A 20,306-nucleotide genomic window follows, 5' to 3' on the forward strand; every position below is an offset into this window, starting at 1 on the left:
TTGAGTTAAAAAGTTAATCTTGATCAATTTTCTTTTTAACATTTCACTATGGGAACTGTAGGTTTGCTTTTATCTGGCGCAACTCTATTTTTAAATAGTCTTGTTTTATTAAATAAAGCGAATGCCAAAAGTGCAGCTTTATTAAATTTATTTGTTGGTACAATACAGGTTGTTTTTCCTTTTTACCTTTTAATGCACTTAGGTGCTGGAAAATGGGAATTATTTAATACTGCGAGTATTTTCTTTTTTGGTATTACTTATTTATATGTTGGATTTACAAACCTAAAAGACTTTAACGGAACGGGATTAGGATGGTTTTCTCTTTGGGTTTCAATCATGTCTGTTCTGTGGGCATTTGTGAATTTCGTTATGATCCATGATGTTGTCAACGGTCTATTATGGGTTATGTGGGCATATTTATGGTACTTATTCTTTGCTGGATTAGTATTAGGAAAGAAAATTGAACGTTATACAGGAATCGTTGCAATGATTCAATCATGGACTACAATTACTCTTCCTGCATTTTTTATGCTTTTAGGAATTTGGCAAGATGCAATGATTTCAAAAGTTTGGATTGTAGTTTTAAGTGCTGCTATACTGTATTTTGTCATCCATGAAATTAAATCATTTGTGACAAATAAAAGATTTAACTTATTTAACCAACCTGAATTAAAAAATTAATGATAATTCATAAAGAAAAGACTAACTTTTGGTGAGCTAAATGCTACACCTAGAGTTAGTCTTTTTTTGGTTTTGAAAAATTTACAGATTCTAGAGAAAATTACCTTTATATACATGAATGGACGATTAGTGAGAAAGCTAAAAAGAAAAATATCTTTATAAAGGAGAACCAAACTTGAATGAAAAATTACTTTCTTAAAATAATGATTTGTTTAGTTTTTTTGCTAATACCATTTAAAAATTATGCTGTAAATGCACATGAAGAGCAAAAACAAATAGCCTTAATTTCAATTAAAGATGGCATGATCACACAAGCATTAAAATATATTGAGGAACGCTTCCCAAATGTGAAAATAAGACAACAATATACTGAAACTTATTATGGTCTTTCTGTGTCAGGTTCTCTTGAAGAGCTATCACAGCTAGCTAAATTGCCACTAGTACAAGATATGCATTTTGTAACCATTTATAGAGCTCATTTAGAAGATAGTATCCCTTTTATAGGAGCCGACGAAGCTCAGCTTTATAAGGACAAAAGGGGAAGAAAGATTACTGGAGAAGGAGTTAAAGTAGGGATCATTGATACTGGAGTTGATTACAAACATCCTGATTTGAGATCGAACTACGGTGGAGGATATGACACAATCGATTTAGATAAAGATCCGATGGAAACGAAGCTTGAAGAAAAGAGTACGTTTCACGGTACACATGTAGCCGGCGTAATAGCAGCAAATGGGAAAAGAAAAGGCGTCGCACCAAAAGCGACAATCTATGCTTATCGTGCACTAGGTCCTGGTGGTGTTGGTACTTCTGAGACTGTTATGGCAGCGATTGAGCGAGCAGTGAAGGATAAGGTAGATATTATAAATTTATCATTAGGAAATGATGTAAATGGACCGGATTGGCCTACGAGTATTGCTCTAGATAAAGCTGTAGAAAAAGGTGTACTAGCAATTACTGCTGCTGGTAACTCTGGACCAGGATTATGGACTGTTGGTTCACCCGCTACAGCATCAAAAGCTTTAACAGTTGGTGCGAGCTATCCACCTGTACTTTTCCCGTCAATCCATGTGAAAAATAAAGAAACGATTATTAGTCCTATGATTGGCTCGGTTAAATGGGGTAAAGGGTTAAATGGCCGATTCGTATTTAAAAAATATGGAGAAAAAAGTGAGCTTAAAAGAGTTAAAGATAAGATCGTCTTATTAGAAAGAGGTAAGCTTACGTTTACTGATAAAGTGAAAAATGCTCAAGATGCCGGAGCGAAGGCTGTAATTGTTTATAACAATGTTGATGGAAATTTCATCGGCCAAATCAAAGGAAAGCTTACGATTCCTTCAGCTACTATTTCAAGAAAAGATGGCTTAATGATTAAAAAAATCATCGAAAAAGGCAAGGTAGAGGCTAAAAGCGGAAGTGAAAAAAAGGTAGATGTTCTAGCAGATTTTAGCTCTAGAGGACCTGTAACTGGAACTTGGCAAATGAAGCCGGATTTGTTAGCACCGGGTGTACAAATAAAAAGTACAATTCCAGGCGGTTATTTAGCACTTCAAGGAACGAGTATGGCAAGTCCACATGTTGCTGGAGCAGCAGCTTTATTAAAACAATTGCATCCTGATTGGAGTATGGATGATTTAAAAAGTGTACTTGTTAATACGGCAACACCATTATATAAGAATAATAAAAAGATGTATCATGCGTACGAACAAGGAGCTGGAAGATTAGATATAGAAAAAGCTTTAGAGACAGAAACGACTTTGTTTCCAATGTCACTATCTTTCGGAGTAACTAAAAAAACAGATGGATTAGTAAAGAAAGATTTTGTCGTAAGAATTTCAAACAAATCAAATGCGCCAAAACAAATTACAACTATAAATAATCAACAGGCGACTGGAATACAATGGGTAATACCAAAGCCTTTTACAATACCAGCTCGCACAAGTAAAAAGATAACTTTAAGCGCTACAGTTAATACAAAGATTTTAAAGGATGGCTTTTACGATGGGGCGATTACGTTTAACACAAACGATGAAGAGAAGTTAAGAATGCCGTTTTTATTACTACAAGGAGAACCGAATTTTCCGTCAGTAATGGGATTTCACTTCGGAAGAGTTAAAGGTAAAAATCGTTACAAATATGAATTGTATTTACCAAGTAAGGTTGAGGAATACAAGATCGCTGTTTTCGAATCAGAAACATTTCGTTTATTAGGAGTAATTGATGAACAGAAAAATAGTAAGAGGGGGATTATCAAAAAGGAATTAGTTTTAAAGGAATTTCCTAAAAATGGGATTTATAAGTTTGTAATATTCTATAAACGTAAACAATATGAAAGTGCAACTGAATCATACGTTAATGTGGCGAAGATTTACGTAGAAGACTAAAAATTGGTAAGTAATTTTTAATAGTTTTTTAATTTAGGTAATTGACACTTTTTTGTAACATATTGTATGCTTAACATGAATGTTTAAAAGGGTTTTCATTACATGTAAATACTATGTTATTAAAATTTTTTGAACGTTTTGTGAACAATTTGTGAACGTTTTCAATGTTTAGAGATTTTAGGACACAATTGTTGTAGAATAAACCATGATAAGACTTTTGGCAATTTTTTGAGAATAAAAATTGACATGGAGGGATTTTGTATGAAAAAAAACAATCAACATCCTCTTAAAGCAATGACACTCATGTCTTCAATTTTAGCTCAACTTGTCGGTTCTATTCTCATCGGAATCTTTCTAGGAAGATGGATTGATTCATTTTTCAAATGGCCAGTACCAGTATTTATGATCATATTTTTATTGTTAGGTCTTTTTACTGGCATTTATGGCACGCTCAAAATAGTTAAACAATTTACACCAGGGGACTAGTTATGCAAAAAGAACAATTAAAACGCTTTGTACGAGATATGTTGTATATTATTGCTTTATCCGTTTTAGGTTGGGCTTTTACCGACTATAAAACGATTTTCACAGGTTATATTCTCGGAACCGTAACTAGCTTTTATTGTATATGGATTCTACACAGAAAGATAAATACCTTCTTTGACCGAGTTTTAAAGCAACAAAAAGTTCGATCTTTAGGTACTGTAATTTGTCTTTCAGCGGTGGCTCTAACAATGGTCATCGCGCTTCGGTATGAAAACTTTGTGAGCATACCGGCACTAACCGCGGGACTAATGACAGGACATCTTGTCATTATGATACATTTTGCAATACATCAAACGTCTTTTGCAAGGAAGAGAGGTGAATAAATTGGAACACGAAGCTAAAGGTTTTAATTTTATTGGTTTAGATTTTACGTATACAAATGTTCTAATGACAACCATTGCTGCAGTAATCGTCTTTATCATCGCAGTTACATGCTCTAGAAGTCTACAAATACGTCCGTCAGGAAAACAAAACTTTTTTGAGTGGATTATTGACTTCGTTAAAGGCCTTATCAACAGTACAATGGATTGGGAAACTGGTGGTCGCTTCCTTACACTAGGTGTGACATTACTTATGTACATATTTGTTTCAAATATGTTAGGTCTACCGTTCGATATCTCGATCGATGGAAGCTCAGTTTGGAAATCACCTACATCAGACCCAGTCATTACTTTATCATTAGCAATCTTTATAGTTGGTTTATCACATTATTATGGTATTAAAATGAGAGGCTTTAAGGCTTATGGAAAAGGGTTTTTCCAGCCGATGGGATTCTTGTTTCCATTAAAAATTATTGAGGAATTAGCGAACACATTAACGCTAGGTCTTCGACTTTACGGTAACATTTACGCAGGGGAAGTATTATTAGGTTTACTTGCAACAATGGGTACACATGCATATGCGGATAGTGTAGGTGCAGGTGTGATTTGGACAATCGCGGCAGCAATACCGATGATTGTTTGGCAAGGATTCTCTGTATTTGTTGGTTCAATCCAAGCGTTTATCTTCGTAATGTTAACGATGGTGTACTTGTCACATAAAGTGGCGGACGAGCATTAGGCAGCTCACTTGAATTTGGTAGTTAGATAAAAATTATTATAAAAAATATATTTCTTATGATTAAGAAGGAGGAAATTTAAAATGGCTTTAATAGCAGCGGCAATCGCAATTGGTTTAGGTGCACTAGGTGCAGGTATTGGTAACGGTTTAATTGTATCACGTACAGTAGAAGGTGTTGCTCGTCAACCAGAATTACGTTCAACTCTTCAAGCTTTAATGTTCATCGGGGTTGCATTAGTTGAGGCACTTCCAATCATCGCAGTAGTTATCGCATTCATGGCATTTGGTAAAGCTTAAGATTATACAAATTATTAAAAAAATGGCGAAGTTTGTGTTCACATTTACTTCGCCATTCCTTTATGACACTCAGTTTTGAAGGATTCCTTTTGAAAGTTAAGTCCAAGTCGGTAAGAGATGAGGGCTATGTTATAAAAAATAAATAAATACAACCCTTGAAGGGAGTGAAAGCTTGTGTTAAACGGATCACAATTCGTATTAGCTGAGGCAGGACATGGTGTACCTTGGGGCAATGTCGTGTTTCAATTAGTAATATTTCTAATTTTACTTGCTCTTCTGAAAAAGTATGCATTAGGACCTGTAATGGGAATTATGAAACAACGTGAAGATCACATCGCTAATCAATTAGATTCAGCTGAGAAAAACAACGCAGATGCAATGAAACTAGTTGAAGAGCAAAAGCAAGAGTTAGTTGCTGCTCGTACAGAAGCTCGCGAGCTTCTTGAGAAAGCTAGAAAGCAAGCTGATGTACAACGTGAAGAAATCGTTGCAGCAGCAAAAGCAGAAGCTGAAAACTTGAAAGAAAGCGCTAAACGTGAAATTACTCGTGAAAAAGAGCTTGCAGTACAATCAGTTCAACAACAAGTTGCTTCATTATCTGTATTAATTGCTTCTAAAGTACTTGAAAAAGAAGTGAAGTCTGAAGACCAATCTGCTATTTTTGATCAATATCTTAAAGAAGTAGGCGAAGCTAAATGAGTAACGAATTAGTTGCAAAACGCTACGCAAACGCTCTTTTTGAATTAGCTACTGAACAAAATTTAGTAGAAACTGTTGAACATGATTTACAAGTAGTGAAAAAGGAATACGTAGAAAACTTAGAATTAAATAAGTTTTTACAACATCCTGGAATCACAAAAGAAAGCAAAAAGTCTGTCTTAAATGACACATTTGCTTCAATTTCTGAAACGGTATTAAATCTAGTTTGTTTATTAGTTGATCGCCAACGCTTAAGCACTATTTCTAATTTAGTAACTGAGTATGTAAAAATTGCGAATGAAACTCGTAATATTGCAGATGCAACAGTTTACTCTGTAACGGCATTGTCTTCTGAAGAACTAGAGAAAATTGGAGCGTTATTCGCTTCTAAATTAGGTAAAAATTCAATACGTGTGAAAAACGAAATTGACCCATCATTAATCGGTGGTTACAAAGTGCGTGTTGGAAACCGTATTTTTGACGGCAGCTTAAAAAATAAACTTGTTCGAATCGAACGTGAATTAATCGCAAAATAGTTTGTAGATAGGGGTGAAATGCATGAGCATCAAAGCTGAAGAAATCAGTGCGCTGATTAAAAAGCAAATCGAAAATTACCAAACTGAAATAGAAGTTAGTGATGTTGGTACAGTTATCCAAGTTGGTGACGGTATCGCTCGTGCTCATGGTCTTGACCAATGTATGTCTGGAGAGCTAGTTGAGTTCTCTAACGGCGTTATGGGACTAGCACAAAACTTAGAAGAAAACAACGTAGGTATCATCATCTTAGGACCTTACACAGGCATTAAAGAAGGCGACGAAGTTCGTCGTACTGGACGCATCATGCAAGTTCCAGTTGGTGAAGCATTAGTAGGACGTGTTGTAAACTCATTAGGTCAACCAGTTGATGGTTTAGGCCCAATCGAAACAACAAAATCTCGTCCAATCGAAAACGCTGCTCCTGGCGTAATGGCACGTAAATCAGTACATGAGCCATTACAAACAGGTATCAAAGCGATCGACGCTCTTGTACCAATCGGACGTGGACAACGTGAGTTAATCATCGGTGACCGTCAAACTGGTAAAACAGCTGTTGCAATCGATACAATCCTTAACCAAGCTGACCAAAACATGATCTGTATCTATGTTGCAATCGGTCAAAAAGAATCAACAGTTCGTGGACTTGTTGAAACTTTACGTAAGCATGGCGCTTTAGATTACACAATCGTTGTAACTGCACCTGCTTCATCTCCAGCTCCAATGTTATACTTAGCTCCTTTCGCTGGTGTAACTATGGGTGAAGAGTTTATGTACAATGGTAAACACGTATTAGTAGTATACGATGATTTATCAAAACAAGCGGTAGCTTACCGTGAGCTTTCATTACTATTAAAACGTCCTCCAGGTCGTGAAGCATATCCAGGGGATGTATTCTACTTACACTCTCGCTTATTAGAGCGTGCAGCTAAGTTAAATGATGAGTTAGGTGGCGGTTCATTAACTGCATTACCATTCATCGAAACACAAGCTGGTGATATCTCAGCTTATATTCCAACAAACGTAATCTCAATTACTGACGGACAAATCTTCTTACAGTCTGACTTATTCTTCTCTGGCGTACGTCCAGCGATCAATGCAGGTCTTTCTGTATCACGTGTTGGTGGTTCAGCGCAAACTAAGGCGATGAAATCAGTAGCAGGTACGCTACGTCTTGACTTAGCGTCATTCCGTGAGCTTGAAGCATTTGCTGCGTTCGGTTCTGACTTAGATAAAGCAACTCAAGCTAAACTTAACCGTGGTGCTCGTACAGTTGAAATCCTTAAACAAGGTTTACACAAACCTTTAAAAGTAGAAAAACAAGTAACATCTTTATATGCACTAACACGTGGTCACTTAGACAGCGTAGCAGTTGAAGACATTACTCGTTTTGAAGAAGAAATGTTAGCTTGGATGGACGCTAATGCTAAAGGTCTTTTAGATGCTATTCGTGATACTGGTAAATTACCAAACGAAGCTGACCTTGACGCTGCAATCACAAGCTTTAAAAAGAACTTTATTGCTTCTAAATAAGAAGGCGATTTAAATATCTGGATTTGAAGGATCGGGCTCTAGCTCGTCCTTCATTTAACTGTTTACCAAAAGGTGGTGAAAACCTGTGGCATCATTACGCGATATAAAAACAAAAATTAATTCAACAAAAAAGACAAGCCAAATCACAAAAGCGATGGAGATGGTTTCTGCTGCGAAATTAAACCGTGCTGAACAAAACTCTAAGCAATTTGTTCCTTACATGGACAAAATGCAAGAGGTAGTTGGTAGCGTGGCAAAAGGTGTAAACAGTAGACATCCGATGCTAGTAACTCGTCCAGTTAAAAAGACTGGTTACATTGTCATCACTTCTGACCGTGGTTTAGCTGGTGCATTTAATAGTAACGTATTACGTGCGGTAACTAATACAATTAGAGATCGTCATAAATCGAATGATGAATTTGCAATTATTGTATTAGGTCGAGTTGGACGTGATTACTTTAAGCGTTTAGGTTACCCAATCGTTGAAGAGGTTCTTGGAATTCCAGATCAACCTTCATTCGATGATATTCAAAAATTTGCTAATCGTACAGTTCAAATGTATACTGACGGCATTTTTGATGAGCTTTACTTATCATATAACCATTTCATAAGTAAAATTTCTCAAGAGGTTACTGAGAAAAAGCTATTACCTTTAACTGATATTGACACAGGTAAGGCAACAACTAATTACGAATTTGAACCATCTGATGATGAAATCTTAGAAGTTTTACTGCCTCAATATGCAGAAAGCTTAATCTTTGGTGCATTATTAGACAGTAAAGCTAGTGAACACGCTTCACGTATGACAGCGATGAAAAGTGCAACTGATAACGCGAAAGAAGTTATTAGTAAGCTTACTCTTCACTATAACCGTGCGCGTCAAGCAGCAATTACACAAGAAATTACTGAAATCGTTGGTGGAGCAGCAGCACTTGGCTAATCTGCTTATAACGGCTATATAAATTGATCGGCTTTTAATGAAACAATGCTAGGAGGAAAAGCGATGAGCAATGGTATTATTACTCAGGTATTAGGACCGGTTGTAGACGTAAAGTTCGAAAACGGCCAATTACCACAAATATATAATGCGTTACGTGTTCGTAAAGAAGCGGGCAACGCAAACGAAGTAAACATTGATTTAACATTAGAAGTTGCTCTTCACTTAGGTGACGATACTGTTCGTACAGTTGCAATGGCTTCAACTGATGGATTAGTACGTGGAATGGAAGCAGTTAACACAGGTAAACCAATTTCGGTTCCAGTTGGTGACGCTACATTAGGACGCGTATTCAATGTATTAGGTGACAACATTGACTTAGACGAAGCACTTGGAGAAGACGTACGTCGTGACCCAATTCACCGTCAAGCACCTAAATTTGAAGAATTAACTACAAAAGTAGAGATCCTTGAAACTGGTATCAAAGTAGTAGACTTATTAGCTCCTTACATCAAAGGTGGTAAAATCGGTCTTTTCGGTGGTGCGGGTGTAGGTAAAACTGTATTAATTCAAGAATTAATTAACAACATCGCACAAGAGCACGGCGGTATCTCAGTATTCGCTGGTGTAGGTGAGCGTACTCGTGAAGGTAACGACTTATACCACGAAATGAGCGATTCTGGCGTTATCAAGAAAACAGCGATGGTATTCGGACAAATGAACGAACCACCTGGTGCACGTCAACGTGTTGCCTTAACTGGTTTAACAATGGCTGAATATTTCCGTGATGAGCAAGGACAAGACGTGTTATTCTTCATCGATAACATCTTCCGTTTCACTCAAGCAGGTTCTGAGGTTTCTGCCCTATTAGGTCGTATGCCTTCTGCGGTAGGTTACCAACCAACTCTTGCTACTGAAATGGGTCAATTACAAGAGCGTATCACTTCAACAAACAAAGGTTCTGTAACTTCGATTCAAGCGATTTACGTTCCTGCCGATGACTATACGGATCCAGCACCAGCTACAGCGTTCGCTCACTTAGATGCTACAACAAACTTAGAGCGTCGTTTATCTGAGATGGGTATTTACCCAGCGGTAGATCCATTAGCATCTACATCTCGTGCATTAAACCCTGAAATCGTTGGTGAAGAGCACTATGAAGTAGCTCGTCAAGTACAATCAACTTTACAACGTTATAGAGAACTTCAAGATATCATCGCAATCTTAGGTATGGATGAGTTATCAGAAGAAGATAAATTAGTCGTAGCTCGTGCTCGTCGTATTCAATTCTTCTTATCTCAAAACTTCCACGTTGCGGAGCAATTCACAGGACAAAAAGGTTCTTACGTACCAGTTAAAGAAACTGTTAGTGGATTCAAAGAGATCTTAGAAGGTAAATACGATACTCTTCCAGAAGATGCATTCCGTCTAGTTGGACGCATTGAAGAAGTAGTAGAAAAAGCAAAAACATTAGTATAATAATTGTCTAATCGAAAGCTTGTTCATCATTCTTAATTGAATGAACTTGATTAGCTCAGAAGCTAGACAGGAGGAGTTCACTATGAAGACAATGAAAGTCAGTATCGTCACTCCTAATGGACCGGCTTATGAAGGCGAAACAGAATTCGTTAGCACGAAAGCAACTAGCGGTGAGCTAGGTATCTTACCTGGACACATTTCAACTGTGGCACCGTTAGCAACAGCACCTGTTAAAATTAAATCACAAGCTGGAACAGACTATGTTGCAGTAAGTGGCGGATTCATTGAAATTCGACCTGAAGCCGTTACAATATTGGCTCAATCTGCTGAAGCATCAACTGAAATCGATGTTGAGCGTGCAGTAGAAGCAAAAAAACGTGCAGAAAAACGTCTACAAGACAGACGTCCTGACACAGACATCAAACGCGCTGAACTTGCTTTACACAAAGCAATGAACCGTTTAAACGTAGCACAATATAAGTAATTTTAAAAAGAGCCCTTTTGTGGCTCTTTTTTTGTTGGGTTGTTGTTTGAATGCTTGCGGTAAAGTAGTGTTAATTTTGTTGTAAGGAGGGGAAGTCGGGGATCGCAAATAAGATTGGCGAATCGCAAATAAAAAAGGCAAATCGTAATTAAGGATTTTAAAATTGCAAATAGGCATTTCAAAACTGCAAATAAACTGGAGAAAGGTGCAAATAAGTAAAGTAGATTCCGTTACTGTCAATAACTAGCTCATGTCTGTGCAAATAAGGGTGTTAAAACTGCAAATAAGAATTTCAAAACTGCAATTAAGCATTGGGAAGGTGCAAATAAGATTTATTAATCAGCAATACGAAGTTAGGTGCAAATAAAATTGGACAAAGTGCAATTGAAAATTGTAAAACTGCAATTAAAAATAGCGAAAGTGCAAATAAAATCAAGGTACTGCAAATAAAGTTTGGGAAACTGCAAATAAAATTGTGATAACTGCAATTAATTTTACTGAAACTGCAAATAAAACATGCAAATCAAACTAAATAATCATAATTGTGATCGAAATTAGTTTAAAATAGTTAGTTTTATTAAATAATAGTTCAACTCTAGATGAAATTTAGATGAATTACGGAAAATAAGAGATAAAATCGCTCGTTTTTTTCATTTTCAATTAGAAGGTATTCCAACAAAAAAACTTGAATAAAGAAAAGAAATCCAAGAGAGGTGATTTTTGATGATTTTAAAAGAACGAACTGTACCACTGATTATTAAAAAGTTAGAAGCGCTTTTAAGAAGGTTACCTAATGATCATCCACAATGGACAAGAATTGAGGAAGATCTCTTCAAGTACAAAGCAGGGTATCACGGTGAAAAGTCCTTAGACTATCATTTAAGTTTTTTTCCAAAAGAAAGTAGTATTATTTTGCACGATCTCAGACTAGTAGATGGTTTTAAACACTTTTTTCAAATTGATACGATTATTATCACACCGCGTTTGCTAATTATTATTGAAGTAAAGAATTTAATTGGTACATTGTATTTTGATCAAACCTTTAATCAATTTATTCGCATTATCGATGGAAAAGAAGAGTCTTTTACAAATCCTATTATTCAAGTTGAAAGGCAAAAAAGACAACTTTCTGAATGGCTTCGAAAGCATAATTTTAAAAATTTATGTGTCATACCGTATGTTGTTGTAAGCAATCCAAAAACGATAATAAAAGCGTCTATAAATCAAAGTGAAATTGCTAAAAAAGTTTTTCACTCAGAGTTACTTTATAAAAAGGTTGAAGAACTAGAGTTAAATTTTAAAACAGATCTTTATACTCAAAAAGAAATAAGGAAGTTAGCTAAACTATTAATAAAACAACACCAGCTTTTAGATCAAAATATATTAGACAAGTACAATATTAGTAGTGCTGAACTTCTTACTGGAGTACTTTGTTCTAATTGTAGTCAGTTTACTATGGAGCGTGATAAAGGAAATTGGATTTGCAACTATTGCCTACATGACTCAAAAGAAGCACATATAGGTGCATTGGTTGATTATCTTTTATTAATTGGAAACACGATAAAAAATAAACAAGCTAGAGACTTTCTTCATATTCCCTCTATCTATAACGCTTCAAGACTCCTATCAAAACTAAACCTCACAACCTCAGGAACAAAAAAGGACAAAACCCACTATTTAGACGAGTTATCTCAACAATCTTCTTATTAAATATTTTCCAGTCCTGCAGTCGGTAAGATTCCGTTTCTTGAGATTTTTAGTAAATACTCTGCCATGTGTTTTTTTGAGTAGGGCATGTCATTTTCAACCCAGAATGAGATTACGCTTAGAGTTGCGCCGGAAATATAACTTACTAGCAGGTCGCTAGGTACTTGGAATTTATTCTTTTTTGGTTGAATGAATTTGATGCCTGTTTCGAATGCTGTTGCTAGTACATCGTAAAGTCTTCTTCTAAATAGATTTGGTCCTTGTCTTCTAAGCAGGACTTTGTAGAAGTAGCTGTTTTTTTCGACATGTTCGAATAGATGGTAGTAAGATTGCAGGGTCATCTCTTCAAGATTATTCTGGTTTCCGTCATACATACTGAAATTAACATTTTTCATTGCTTTGTCTAAATCAATAAGTTTTTCTCTAACAATTTGTCGTACCATTTGGTATTTGTCTTCGTAATGGCTATAAAATGTTGCTCTGTTAACGTTTGCTTTTTTTGTGATATCTTGAACGCTGATTGATTCGAAGTCTTTATTATCAGCTAGTAGATTAATTAGTGCATCTTGTAAAAGTTGTCTAGTTCGAACGACGCGGGGGTCGAGATTATTTTTTATGGACATTTTAAAACTCCTTTATTAAATAACTTTAATAAAATAAACAATGAATTACTAAAGTGTTGTTTAAACAACAAAAATAAGATTATTAACGGTTGAGTACGTTTCTAAATCAATTATAATTAAAAACTATGAGAAGTAAAACGACAATGTGTTGTTTTACTTTTGTTACCTATATAGAGAGAAACGATTAAAAATTAGGAGGATTTTATTTATGGGGAACATGAAGAAAATGGTGTTTGTTAACATAATTACTTTAGTCATATTAGTTGCTGGTGGATTTGTCGGTTATTACTATTATGATCAATCTACGAGTTATATAAAAACGGATAATGCAAAAATAGATGGACAACAAATTGTTATTTCATCTCCTGCTGCCGGTAAGCTTGATTCATGGTCAGGTTCATTTGGTAAAACATTTTCACCAAACCAATCAATTGGTAAAGTTTTAACTGCACCTCAAGCTGCTGGTGACACAGCTCATGAAGTTTCGGTTTCAGTGCCAACGAACGCTACTATTGTTCAAACAAATGCAATTAAAGATCAATTAGTTGCTGCAGGTTCAACTCTTGGTTATGCATATAACTTAGATAATCTTTGGGTTACAGCAAATATTAAAGAGACTCAAGTAGAAGATGTGAAAAAAGGACAAGAAGTTGATGTGTATGTTGATGCATATCCGGATACTACATTAACAGGAACTGTAGAGTCTGTTGGTTTAACTACTGCTAATACATTTAGTTTACTACCTTCTGGAAATTCTAATGCAAATTATACGAAAGTGGAACAGGTTGTCCCAGTAAGAATTTCTTTAGATCATAACAAGTCATTTGAAATTGTTCCAGGAATGAATGCTTCTGTTCGTATCCATAAGTAAGGAGGAATTTCGATGTCTACTGGAATGATCATAGCATATGGAGGGTTTTGCTTAATTGTTTTCTTTATTATTAACCGAATTGCTTTAAGAAATAAAGAAAATAGTCCAAAAATAGATCAAAGAAAAGAAACAGTTCAAAAAGAAGAATTAACTAAAATAGAAAAATCTGAAGAAGTTAAAAAGAAACCAGCCCCAACTGAATCGAATGAAAAGCAAAGCTTTAGTATGGGGAAAGTTTTGACGGTGCTGTTACTAGGGATGTTCGTGTCTATTTTAAATCAAACATTAATAAATGTTGCTTTACCGAAGTTGATGGCTGATTTTAATGTTACAACTTCGACTGCACAATGGCTATCTACTGGATTTATGTTAGTAAATGGTATCTTAATTCCAGTTAGTGCCTATTTAGTTGAAACATTTACTTATCGAAAGTTATTTATCTTTTCGATGATTGCCTTTACGGTTGGTTCAATTATTTGTGCTCTTTCAGGTAATTTCCCAATTATGATGGTTGGGCGCGTAGTACAAGCGGTCGGAGCAGGTATATTAATGCCTCTTGGTATGAATATCTTTATGACGATTTTCCCACCTGAAAAGCGTGGAGCTGCAATGGGATTAATGGGGATCGCAATGATCCTGGCACCAGCTATTGGTCCAACAATAACTGGTTATGTTGTTCAAGATTATTCTTGGCATTTCTTATTCTATGGAATGGCTGTGTTTGGTGTCATTGCAATCATTCTAGCTAATGCTTGGTTCCGTATTTCACGTAAACGTTCATTCCCAACTTTAGATATTTTGGGAGTGCTAAGTTCGTCACTTGGATTTGGTAGTTTATTATATGGTTTCAGTGAAGCTGGTAATGAAGGCTGGGGTAGCACAGAGGTAGTCCTATCATTAGTGATTGCGTTTATAAGCTTAGGATTATTTGTGTGGAGAGAATTAACGGCAAAACAACCATTAATTAACTTAAAAGTATTTAAATCCTTTTCTTTTTCTTACACATTATTAATTAATTTAATCGTTACAACAGCTTTATATGGAGGGATGATTTTATTACCTCTATATTTACAAAACATCCGTGGTTTTACGCCAATTAAAGCAGGTTTATTATTGCTACCTGGTTCATTAATTATGGGTGCACTTGGACCTCTTACGGGTAAATTATTCGATAAATATGGAATCCGTCCTTTAGCGATTTTTGGACTGCTTATTATGACTTTTACAACTTATGAGTTCACAAAATTGTCTATTGATACACCATATTTAAAAATTATGTTTTTCTATACACTACGTTCATTTGGTATGTCATTTATTATGATGCCAATCATGACTGCTGGTTTAAATAAGTTGCCAGTTAAGATGATTACTCATGGTACTGCAACTCAAAATACTTTGCGACAAGTGGCTGGATCGGTAGGTACGGCAATCCTTGTTACAATTATGACGACTCAAACGACAAACCATTTGGCGGACTTTTCAAATGAAGTGACTTCAACGAATTCCTTCATTATGGATTGGGTTCATCACACAGGCGCGCAGTTAGCGGGCGCGGCTGGAGTAAGTTCTGCACAGGGTGGTGCGTTAGCAGTTACGTCACTTTATAGTCAGGCTTCTAAATTAGCATCAATTAACGGTATTAATGATGCATTTATTTTCGCAACTGCATTATCTGGTATTGCTTTAGTTCTTTCATTTTTTATGGGAAGTACAAAAAGTAGAAAGTTTGCACAACCTAAATCTAAAAATCAAAATAAGCAATCTTCAGAAACGATTGCATCTTAAAAATAAACCAACTCAATTTTTTGAGTTGGTTTATTTTTTTTCTTCGACAATTATCACTATTTTTTAATTTGTGGAAATTGTGAATAACTTTCTGTGGATTTGTGGATAACTCCTATACTGATATAAAGTTTTCGATATCAGAAACAGTGGCTAAAACATTAGAAATCTATTAGAACGGCGTACATTAATGATTATTAGAGAATAATGGAATTTATTTTCCAACTATATTATCAATTTTAGGATTAATGGCAATAAATATCGACACGTTTTTGTCACATTTGTTATAATGGATACGATTACAAAACTGAATAGTAAAAATTAATGAAAAATACATTATATTTATAATAAGTATATAATGTAGAGCTCTGTAGTTAGGGGAGGGACAAGTTTCGTGAATGCTTATTTAAATAATTACGTGATCGTAGTCGTGTTTCTAGTTATTGGGATAGCGCTTCCAGTTGTTGCACTTTCAGTGATAGGGAAAATTTTAAGACCAAACGTACCAACTGAAGCGAAGGCAACGACGTATGAAAGTGGTATTGAACCATTCCATGATGCGAAGGTTCGTTTCCACGCTGGGTATTACATATTTGCACTATTATTCGTTATTTTTGATGTTGAAACTGTTTTCTTATATCCGTGGGCTGTAGCATATGATCAATTAGGACTTTTTGCATTTGTGGAGATGATTATCTTTATCCTTATGTTACTGTTGGGACTTATTTATGCTTGGAAGAAGAAGGTGTTGAAATGGTTATGAAGCTAGATGGAATTTCTGTTGCTGAGATGGAGGAACTCCAAAAAAATATTTTCTTCACTACTTTGGAAGAAGTGAAGGCATGGGCAAGGAGTAACTCGTTATGGCCATTAACATTCGGGTTAGCTTGTTGTGCAATCGAAATGATGGGTGTAGGTTCATCACATTATGATTTAGACCGTTTTGGATCGTTTTTCCGTACTTCTCCTCGTCAATCTGACTGTATGATTGTTTCTGGAACTGTTACGAAAAAGATGGCTCCAATTGTGAAACGCTTATATGACCAAATGCCTGAGCCTAAATGGGTAATTGCAATGGGTTCATGTGCAACTGCTGGTGGACCATACGTTAACTCGTATGCAGTCGTTAAAGGGGTTGACCAAATCATTCCTGTAGACGTTTATATTCCTGGTTGTCCTCCGAATCCAGCTGCGTTAATTTACGGTATTAATAAATTAAAAGAGAAGATTCGTTACGAGGCTAAAACTGGAAAGCAGGTGACGAATAAATGAGTGAAGATAAGTCTAAAGAACAACTAAAGAAAGAAGCGGCTGAGAGGGCGAAAGAAGCAGCTAGACGAAAAATGGAACAGTTAAAGGCGGAAAAAGAAGGCGCTGATAACAATGGTGTCCAGAAAGAAGAAGCTTCTTTAGTTGAAAAGCCAGCCGATGAAAATCAAATAAAACAAGAAGAAACAACAACTGAAGATGAAAAAGCGAAAGCACTTGCACTAGCGAAAGCAAAAGCTGTTGCAGCAGCGAAGGCAAAGGCAGCAGCAATCGCAAAACAAAAAGCAGCAGAAGCAGGGGAGCAAGCAGAAGAACCAGCTTCAGAAGATGAAAAGGCAAAAGCTCTAGCATTGGCGAAAGCAAAAGCAGTAGCGGCAGCAAAGGCGAAGGCAGCAGCAATCGCAAAACAAAAAGCAGCAGAAGCAGGGGAGCAAGCAGAAGAACCAGCTTCAGAAGATGAAAAAGCAAAAGCTTTAGCATTGGCAAAAGCAAAAGCAGTAGCGGCGGCAAAGGCGAAGGCAGCGGCATTAGCTAAACAAAAAGCAGCTGAAGGTGGAGAAGCTCCATCAGACGGTGCAGATGATGAAAAAGCGAAAGCAATTGCAGCGGCGAAGGCAAAAGCAGTAGCAGCAGCAAAAGCGAAGGCAGCAGCATTGGCAAAACAAAAAGCAGCTGGCGGAGAAGACACAGCAAGTGCTGGTTCTGACGATGACGCGGCAAAAGCGAAAGCAAAGGCAATTGCAGTTGCGAAGGCGAAAGCAGCGGCAGCATTAAAAGCCAAAGCAAAATCAGGCGGTGCTACTGAGGCTCCAGCTGAAGAAGCAAAAGCTTCTCATAATCAACCATTATTGGATGAAGTAAAGGCATTAATTGAAAAAGAGTTTGGTGCTGAAGTGATTGAGGAAGCAACAATCAATACACTTTCTAAACATGATCCAACTTTTACAATCAAAAAAGATGTTTATTATAAAGTGGCAGAATACTTAAAAAATAATGACGAGCTTCAATTTACTTATTTATCTGGATTACATGGAACTGATTTTGTTGAGTACATGGAGGTTTACTCTTACATCTATTCATATAAACGTAAACATGGAATCGCTTTAAAAGTTAGAGCAGATCGCAATCAGCCGATTGTCGATAGTATTACTCCAATTTGGGAAGGGGCAAACTGGCCGGAGCGTGAGACATATGATCTACTAGGCATTCAGTTTGAAGGACATCCAAAATTGGAACGTATTTTACTGCCGGAAACTTGGGTTGGCTACCCACTTAGAAAAGATTATGTTCAATTTGACGAGGGGGTGTAGGATAAGCCATGATTCGTACTGAAGAAATGCTATTAAATGTCGGTCCTCAGCATCCTAGTACACACGGTGTATTTCGTCTTGTGTTAAAGATTGATGGAGAGATCATTAAAGAGGCGACGCCAGTCATCGGTTATCTACACCGAGGTACAGAAAAAATCGCTGAAAATCTTCAATATACACAGATTATTCCTTATACAGACCGTATGGACTATCTATCGGCAATGACAAATAACTATGTTCTCTGCCATGCTGTTGAAACAATGATGGATATTAAAGTTCCAGACCGCGCGGAATATTTACGTGTAATCTCAATGGAGCTAGGTCGAGTTGCTAGTCACTTAGTTTGGTGGGGTACAAATCTTCTAGATATTGGGGCAGTTAGTCCATTCCTTTATGCTTTCCGAGAGCGTGAAATGATTATCAATCTATTAAATGAATTATGTGGGGCGAGACTTACTTTTAACTATATGCGTGTTGGTGGAGTTAAGTGGGATGCTCCAGATGGATGGATTGAAAAAGTAAGAGAATTCATTCCTTATATGAGAGAGCAGCTAAAGGGTTATCATGATTTAGTTTCAGGTAATGAAATTTTTATTAATCGTGTAAAAGGCATCGGTGCATATTCACAAGAAGATGCGATTAACTTCTCACTAAGTGGTGCTAATCTACGTTGTACGGGCGTTAAATACGACCTACGAAAAGATGTTCCATATTCTATTTACGACCGTTTTGATTTCGATGTACCAGTAGGAACGGTTGGAGATGCATGGGATCGTTATATGTGCAGAATGCTAGAGATTGAAGAGTCATTAAAGATTTTAGAACAAGCTGTTGAACAATTCCCTGCTGAAGGTGATATTTTAGCAAAAGTTCCTAAAATCATTAAAGCTCCTAAAGGTGAAGGATACGTAAGAATCGAGTCACCACGTGGAGAAATTGGTTGCTATATTGCGAGTGATGGAAAAAAAGAGCCGTATCGTTTGAAGTTTAGACGACCATCTTTTTATAACCTGCAAATTCTTCCAAAGCTATTAAAAGGTGAAAACATCGCAAACTTAATTACTATTTTAGGTGGCATTGATATTGTACTTGGGGAGGTAGACGGATAATGATAGAAAATCTTCTACAAAGTACACCGTCTTGGATTAATTTTCTCATCTATTTAGGTTTAGGCGTTATTTTTCTATTTGTAGTTTTAGGTTTCGTTACGTTTGGTATTCTGTCAGAACGTAAAGTAATGGGATTCATGCAAGGACGTATTGGTCCGAACCAAGTTGGTGGACGATTTGGTTTACTACAAACTGTTGCTGACGTATTAAAACTTCTTTTAAAAGAAGATACTATTCCAAAAGCAGCAGATAAACCATTATTTATTTTAGCTCCAGTCATCGCATTTGCACCAGCGTTTATGGTATTAGCAACACTACCTTTTACAGAAAATTTGCAGTTTGCTGATATTGGTGTCGGGTTACTTTATTATATTGCCGTTTCAGGGTTAACAACTGTTGGTGTTGTTACAGCAGGTTGGGCATCGAATAACAAATACTCACTAATCGGTGGTATGCGTGCAGCAGCACAAATGATTTCATATGAAATTCCGTTAGTAATGAGTGTATTAGGTGTAATCCTATTAACAGGAAGCTTAAATTTAAATGATATTGTTAATGCTCAAGACAATGTATGGTTCATTGTAACTCAGCCGATTGCTTTTATCGTTTTCTTAATTGCAGCAGTTGCTGAATTAAATCGTACACCTTTTGACTTACCTGAAGCAGAATCAGAGTTAGTTGCAGGTTATCATACAGAGTTTTCAGGTTTCCGTTGGGCGTTCTTTATGCTTTCGGAATATGTATATTTCTTTGCAATGTGTTCATTAATTACAATTCTATTCTTAGGTGGATGGAAGCCGATTGCAGGTCTAGACTTTATTCCTGGAGCTGTTTGGTTCTCTTTAAAATTTAGTGTGATTTTATACTTATTAATTTGGTTCCGTGTAACGTTCCCACGTTTACGAGCTGACCAATTAATGGAGTTCGGTTGGAAAGTACTGTTACCAGTTTCATTAGCTAATATTTTAATAACTGCTTTAGTAAAAAGCTTATTCTTCTAAA

The 20,306-nt window shown here is 36.3% G+C and carries 21 protein-coding genes; 20 read left to right on the forward strand and 1 reads right to left on the reverse strand.

The window, feature by feature from the left end; translation table 11 throughout:
• The first annotated feature begins 48 nt into the window (after positions 1–48).
• The 13 genes from CN601_RS06455 to CN601_RS06515 all read left to right on the forward strand — a co-directional run bounded on the left by CN601_RS06455 (position 49) and on the right by CN601_RS06515 (position 12,343).
• On the forward strand, positions 49–681 hold the full coding sequence (locus tag CN601_RS06455) for an AmiS/UreI family transporter (RefSeq protein ID WP_098118936.1): 633 nt from the start codon (positions 49–51) through the stop codon (positions 679–681).
• A 179-nt stretch (positions 682–860) separates the two neighbouring features.
• Positions 861–3,065 carry a S8 family serine peptidase gene (locus CN601_RS27850; protein WP_098118935.1) on the forward strand — a complete coding sequence of 735 codons (2,205 nt, stop codon included), beginning with the start codon at positions 861–863 and terminating at the stop codon, positions 3,063–3,065.
• 261 nt (positions 3,066–3,326) lie between these two features.
• Complete coding sequence (locus tag CN601_RS06465) at positions 3,327–3,551, forward strand: AtpZ/AtpI family protein (RefSeq protein WP_098118934.1); 225 nt, start codon at positions 3,327–3,329, stop codon at positions 3,549–3,551.
• 2 nt (positions 3,552–3,553) lie between these two features.
• Positions 3,554–3,934, forward strand: a complete 381-nt coding sequence (locus CN601_RS06470; RefSeq protein WP_098118933.1) for an ATP synthase subunit I — start codon at positions 3,554–3,556, stop codon at positions 3,932–3,934.
• A gap of 1 nt (position 3,935) precedes the next feature.
• Positions 3,936–4,670 carry a F0F1 ATP synthase subunit A gene (atpB, locus tag CN601_RS06475; protein ID WP_098118932.1) on the forward strand — a complete coding sequence of 245 codons (735 nt, stop codon included), beginning with the start codon at positions 3,936–3,938 and terminating at the stop codon, positions 4,668–4,670.
• Positions 4,671–4,751: 81 nt separating this feature from the next.
• Positions 4,752–4,967 carry a F0F1 ATP synthase subunit C gene (gene atpE, locus CN601_RS06480; protein ID WP_098118931.1) on the forward strand — a complete coding sequence of 72 codons (216 nt, stop codon included), beginning with the start codon at positions 4,752–4,754 and terminating at the stop codon, positions 4,965–4,967.
• A gap of 174 nt (positions 4,968–5,141) precedes the next feature.
• Entirely contained in the window at positions 5,142–5,666 is a 525-nt protein-coding gene (gene atpF, locus CN601_RS06485) for a F0F1 ATP synthase subunit B (protein ID WP_098170530.1), read from the forward strand.
• Complete coding sequence (locus CN601_RS06490; protein WP_098118929.1) at positions 5,663–6,202, forward strand: F0F1 ATP synthase subunit delta; 540 nt, start codon at positions 5,663–5,665, stop codon at positions 6,200–6,202. The genes atpF and CN601_RS06490 overlap by 4 nt, the downstream gene beginning before the upstream one ends.
• Positions 6,203–6,224: 22 nt before the next feature.
• A complete protein-coding gene (gene atpA / locus CN601_RS06495; protein ID WP_056469307.1) occupies positions 6,225–7,733 on the forward strand; it encodes a F0F1 ATP synthase subunit alpha in 1,509 nt (502 codons plus the stop codon).
• A gap of 85 nt (positions 7,734–7,818) precedes the next feature.
• Complete coding sequence (locus CN601_RS06500; protein ID WP_098118928.1) at positions 7,819–8,673, forward strand: F0F1 ATP synthase subunit gamma; 855 nt, start codon at positions 7,819–7,821, stop codon at positions 8,671–8,673.
• Positions 8,674–8,736: 63 nt separating this feature from the next.
• On the forward strand, positions 8,737–10,149 hold the full coding sequence (gene atpD / locus CN601_RS06505) for a F0F1 ATP synthase subunit beta (RefSeq protein WP_098118927.1): 1,413 nt from the start codon (positions 8,737–8,739) through the stop codon (positions 10,147–10,149).
• Between the two features lie 82 nt (positions 10,150–10,231).
• A complete protein-coding gene (locus CN601_RS06510; protein ID WP_098118926.1) occupies positions 10,232–10,633 on the forward strand; it encodes a F0F1 ATP synthase subunit epsilon in 402 nt (133 codons plus the stop codon).
• A 723-nt stretch (positions 10,634–11,356) separates the two neighbouring features.
• On the forward strand, positions 11,357–12,343 hold the full coding sequence (locus CN601_RS06515) for a nuclease-related domain-containing protein (protein WP_098170531.1): 987 nt from the start codon (positions 11,357–11,359) through the stop codon (positions 12,341–12,343).
• On the opposite strand, the gene CN601_RS06520 is transcribed toward CN601_RS06515, so the two are convergent.
• Entirely contained in the window at positions 12,340–12,963 is a 624-nt protein-coding gene (locus CN601_RS06520; RefSeq protein WP_098170532.1) for a TetR/AcrR family transcriptional regulator, read from the reverse strand. The two genes, CN601_RS06515 and CN601_RS06520, sit on opposite strands and share 4 nt — an antisense overlap.
• Positions 12,964–13,189: 226 nt before the next feature.
• Between CN601_RS06520 and CN601_RS06525 the strand changes: the two genes are divergently transcribed.
• From CN601_RS06525 to nuoH, 7 genes are all read left to right on the forward strand, one after another.
• Entirely contained in the window at positions 13,190–13,834 is a 645-nt protein-coding gene (locus CN601_RS06525; protein ID WP_373604959.1) for an HlyD family secretion protein, read from the forward strand.
• Positions 13,835–13,846: 12 nt separating this feature from the next.
• The gene (locus tag CN601_RS06530; RefSeq protein ID WP_098170534.1) at positions 13,847–15,619 is read left to right on the forward strand and encodes a DHA2 family efflux MFS transporter permease subunit; all 1,773 of its coding nucleotides are present in this window, start codon (positions 13,847–13,849) and stop codon (positions 15,617–15,619) included.
• Positions 15,620–16,010: 391 nt separating this feature from the next.
• Positions 16,011–16,379, forward strand: a complete 369-nt coding sequence (locus CN601_RS06535; protein WP_056469320.1) for an NADH-quinone oxidoreductase subunit A — start codon at positions 16,011–16,013, stop codon at positions 16,377–16,379.
• Positions 16,370–16,888 (forward strand): NuoB/complex I 20 kDa subunit family protein, encoded by a 519-nt coding sequence (locus CN601_RS06540; RefSeq protein ID WP_088041662.1) that lies wholly within the window; start codon positions 16,370–16,372, stop codon positions 16,886–16,888. The genes CN601_RS06535 and CN601_RS06540 overlap by 10 nt, the downstream gene beginning before the upstream one ends.
• Entirely contained in the window at positions 16,885–18,195 is a 1,311-nt protein-coding gene (locus tag CN601_RS06545) for an NADH-quinone oxidoreductase subunit C (RefSeq protein ID WP_098170535.1), read from the forward strand. Before CN601_RS06540 ends, CN601_RS06545 begins: the two co-directional genes overlap by 4 nt.
• Before the next feature lie 8 nt (positions 18,196–18,203).
• Positions 18,204–19,304 carry an NADH-quinone oxidoreductase subunit D gene (locus CN601_RS06550; RefSeq protein ID WP_098170536.1) on the forward strand — a complete coding sequence of 367 codons (1,101 nt, stop codon included), beginning with the start codon at positions 18,204–18,206 and terminating at the stop codon, positions 19,302–19,304.
• Positions 19,304–20,305: an NADH-quinone oxidoreductase subunit NuoH gene (gene nuoH, locus CN601_RS06555; protein WP_098118919.1), complete on the forward strand. Its 1,002-nt coding sequence runs from the start codon at positions 19,304–19,306 to the stop codon at positions 20,303–20,305. Before CN601_RS06550 ends, nuoH begins: the two co-directional genes overlap by 1 nt.
• Position 20,306 lies beyond the last annotated feature (1 nt).

Source organism: Bacillus sp. AFS017336, assembly GCF_002555445.1.
Taxonomy (GTDB): domain Bacteria; phylum Bacillota; class Bacilli; order Bacillales; family Bacillaceae_G; genus Gottfriedia.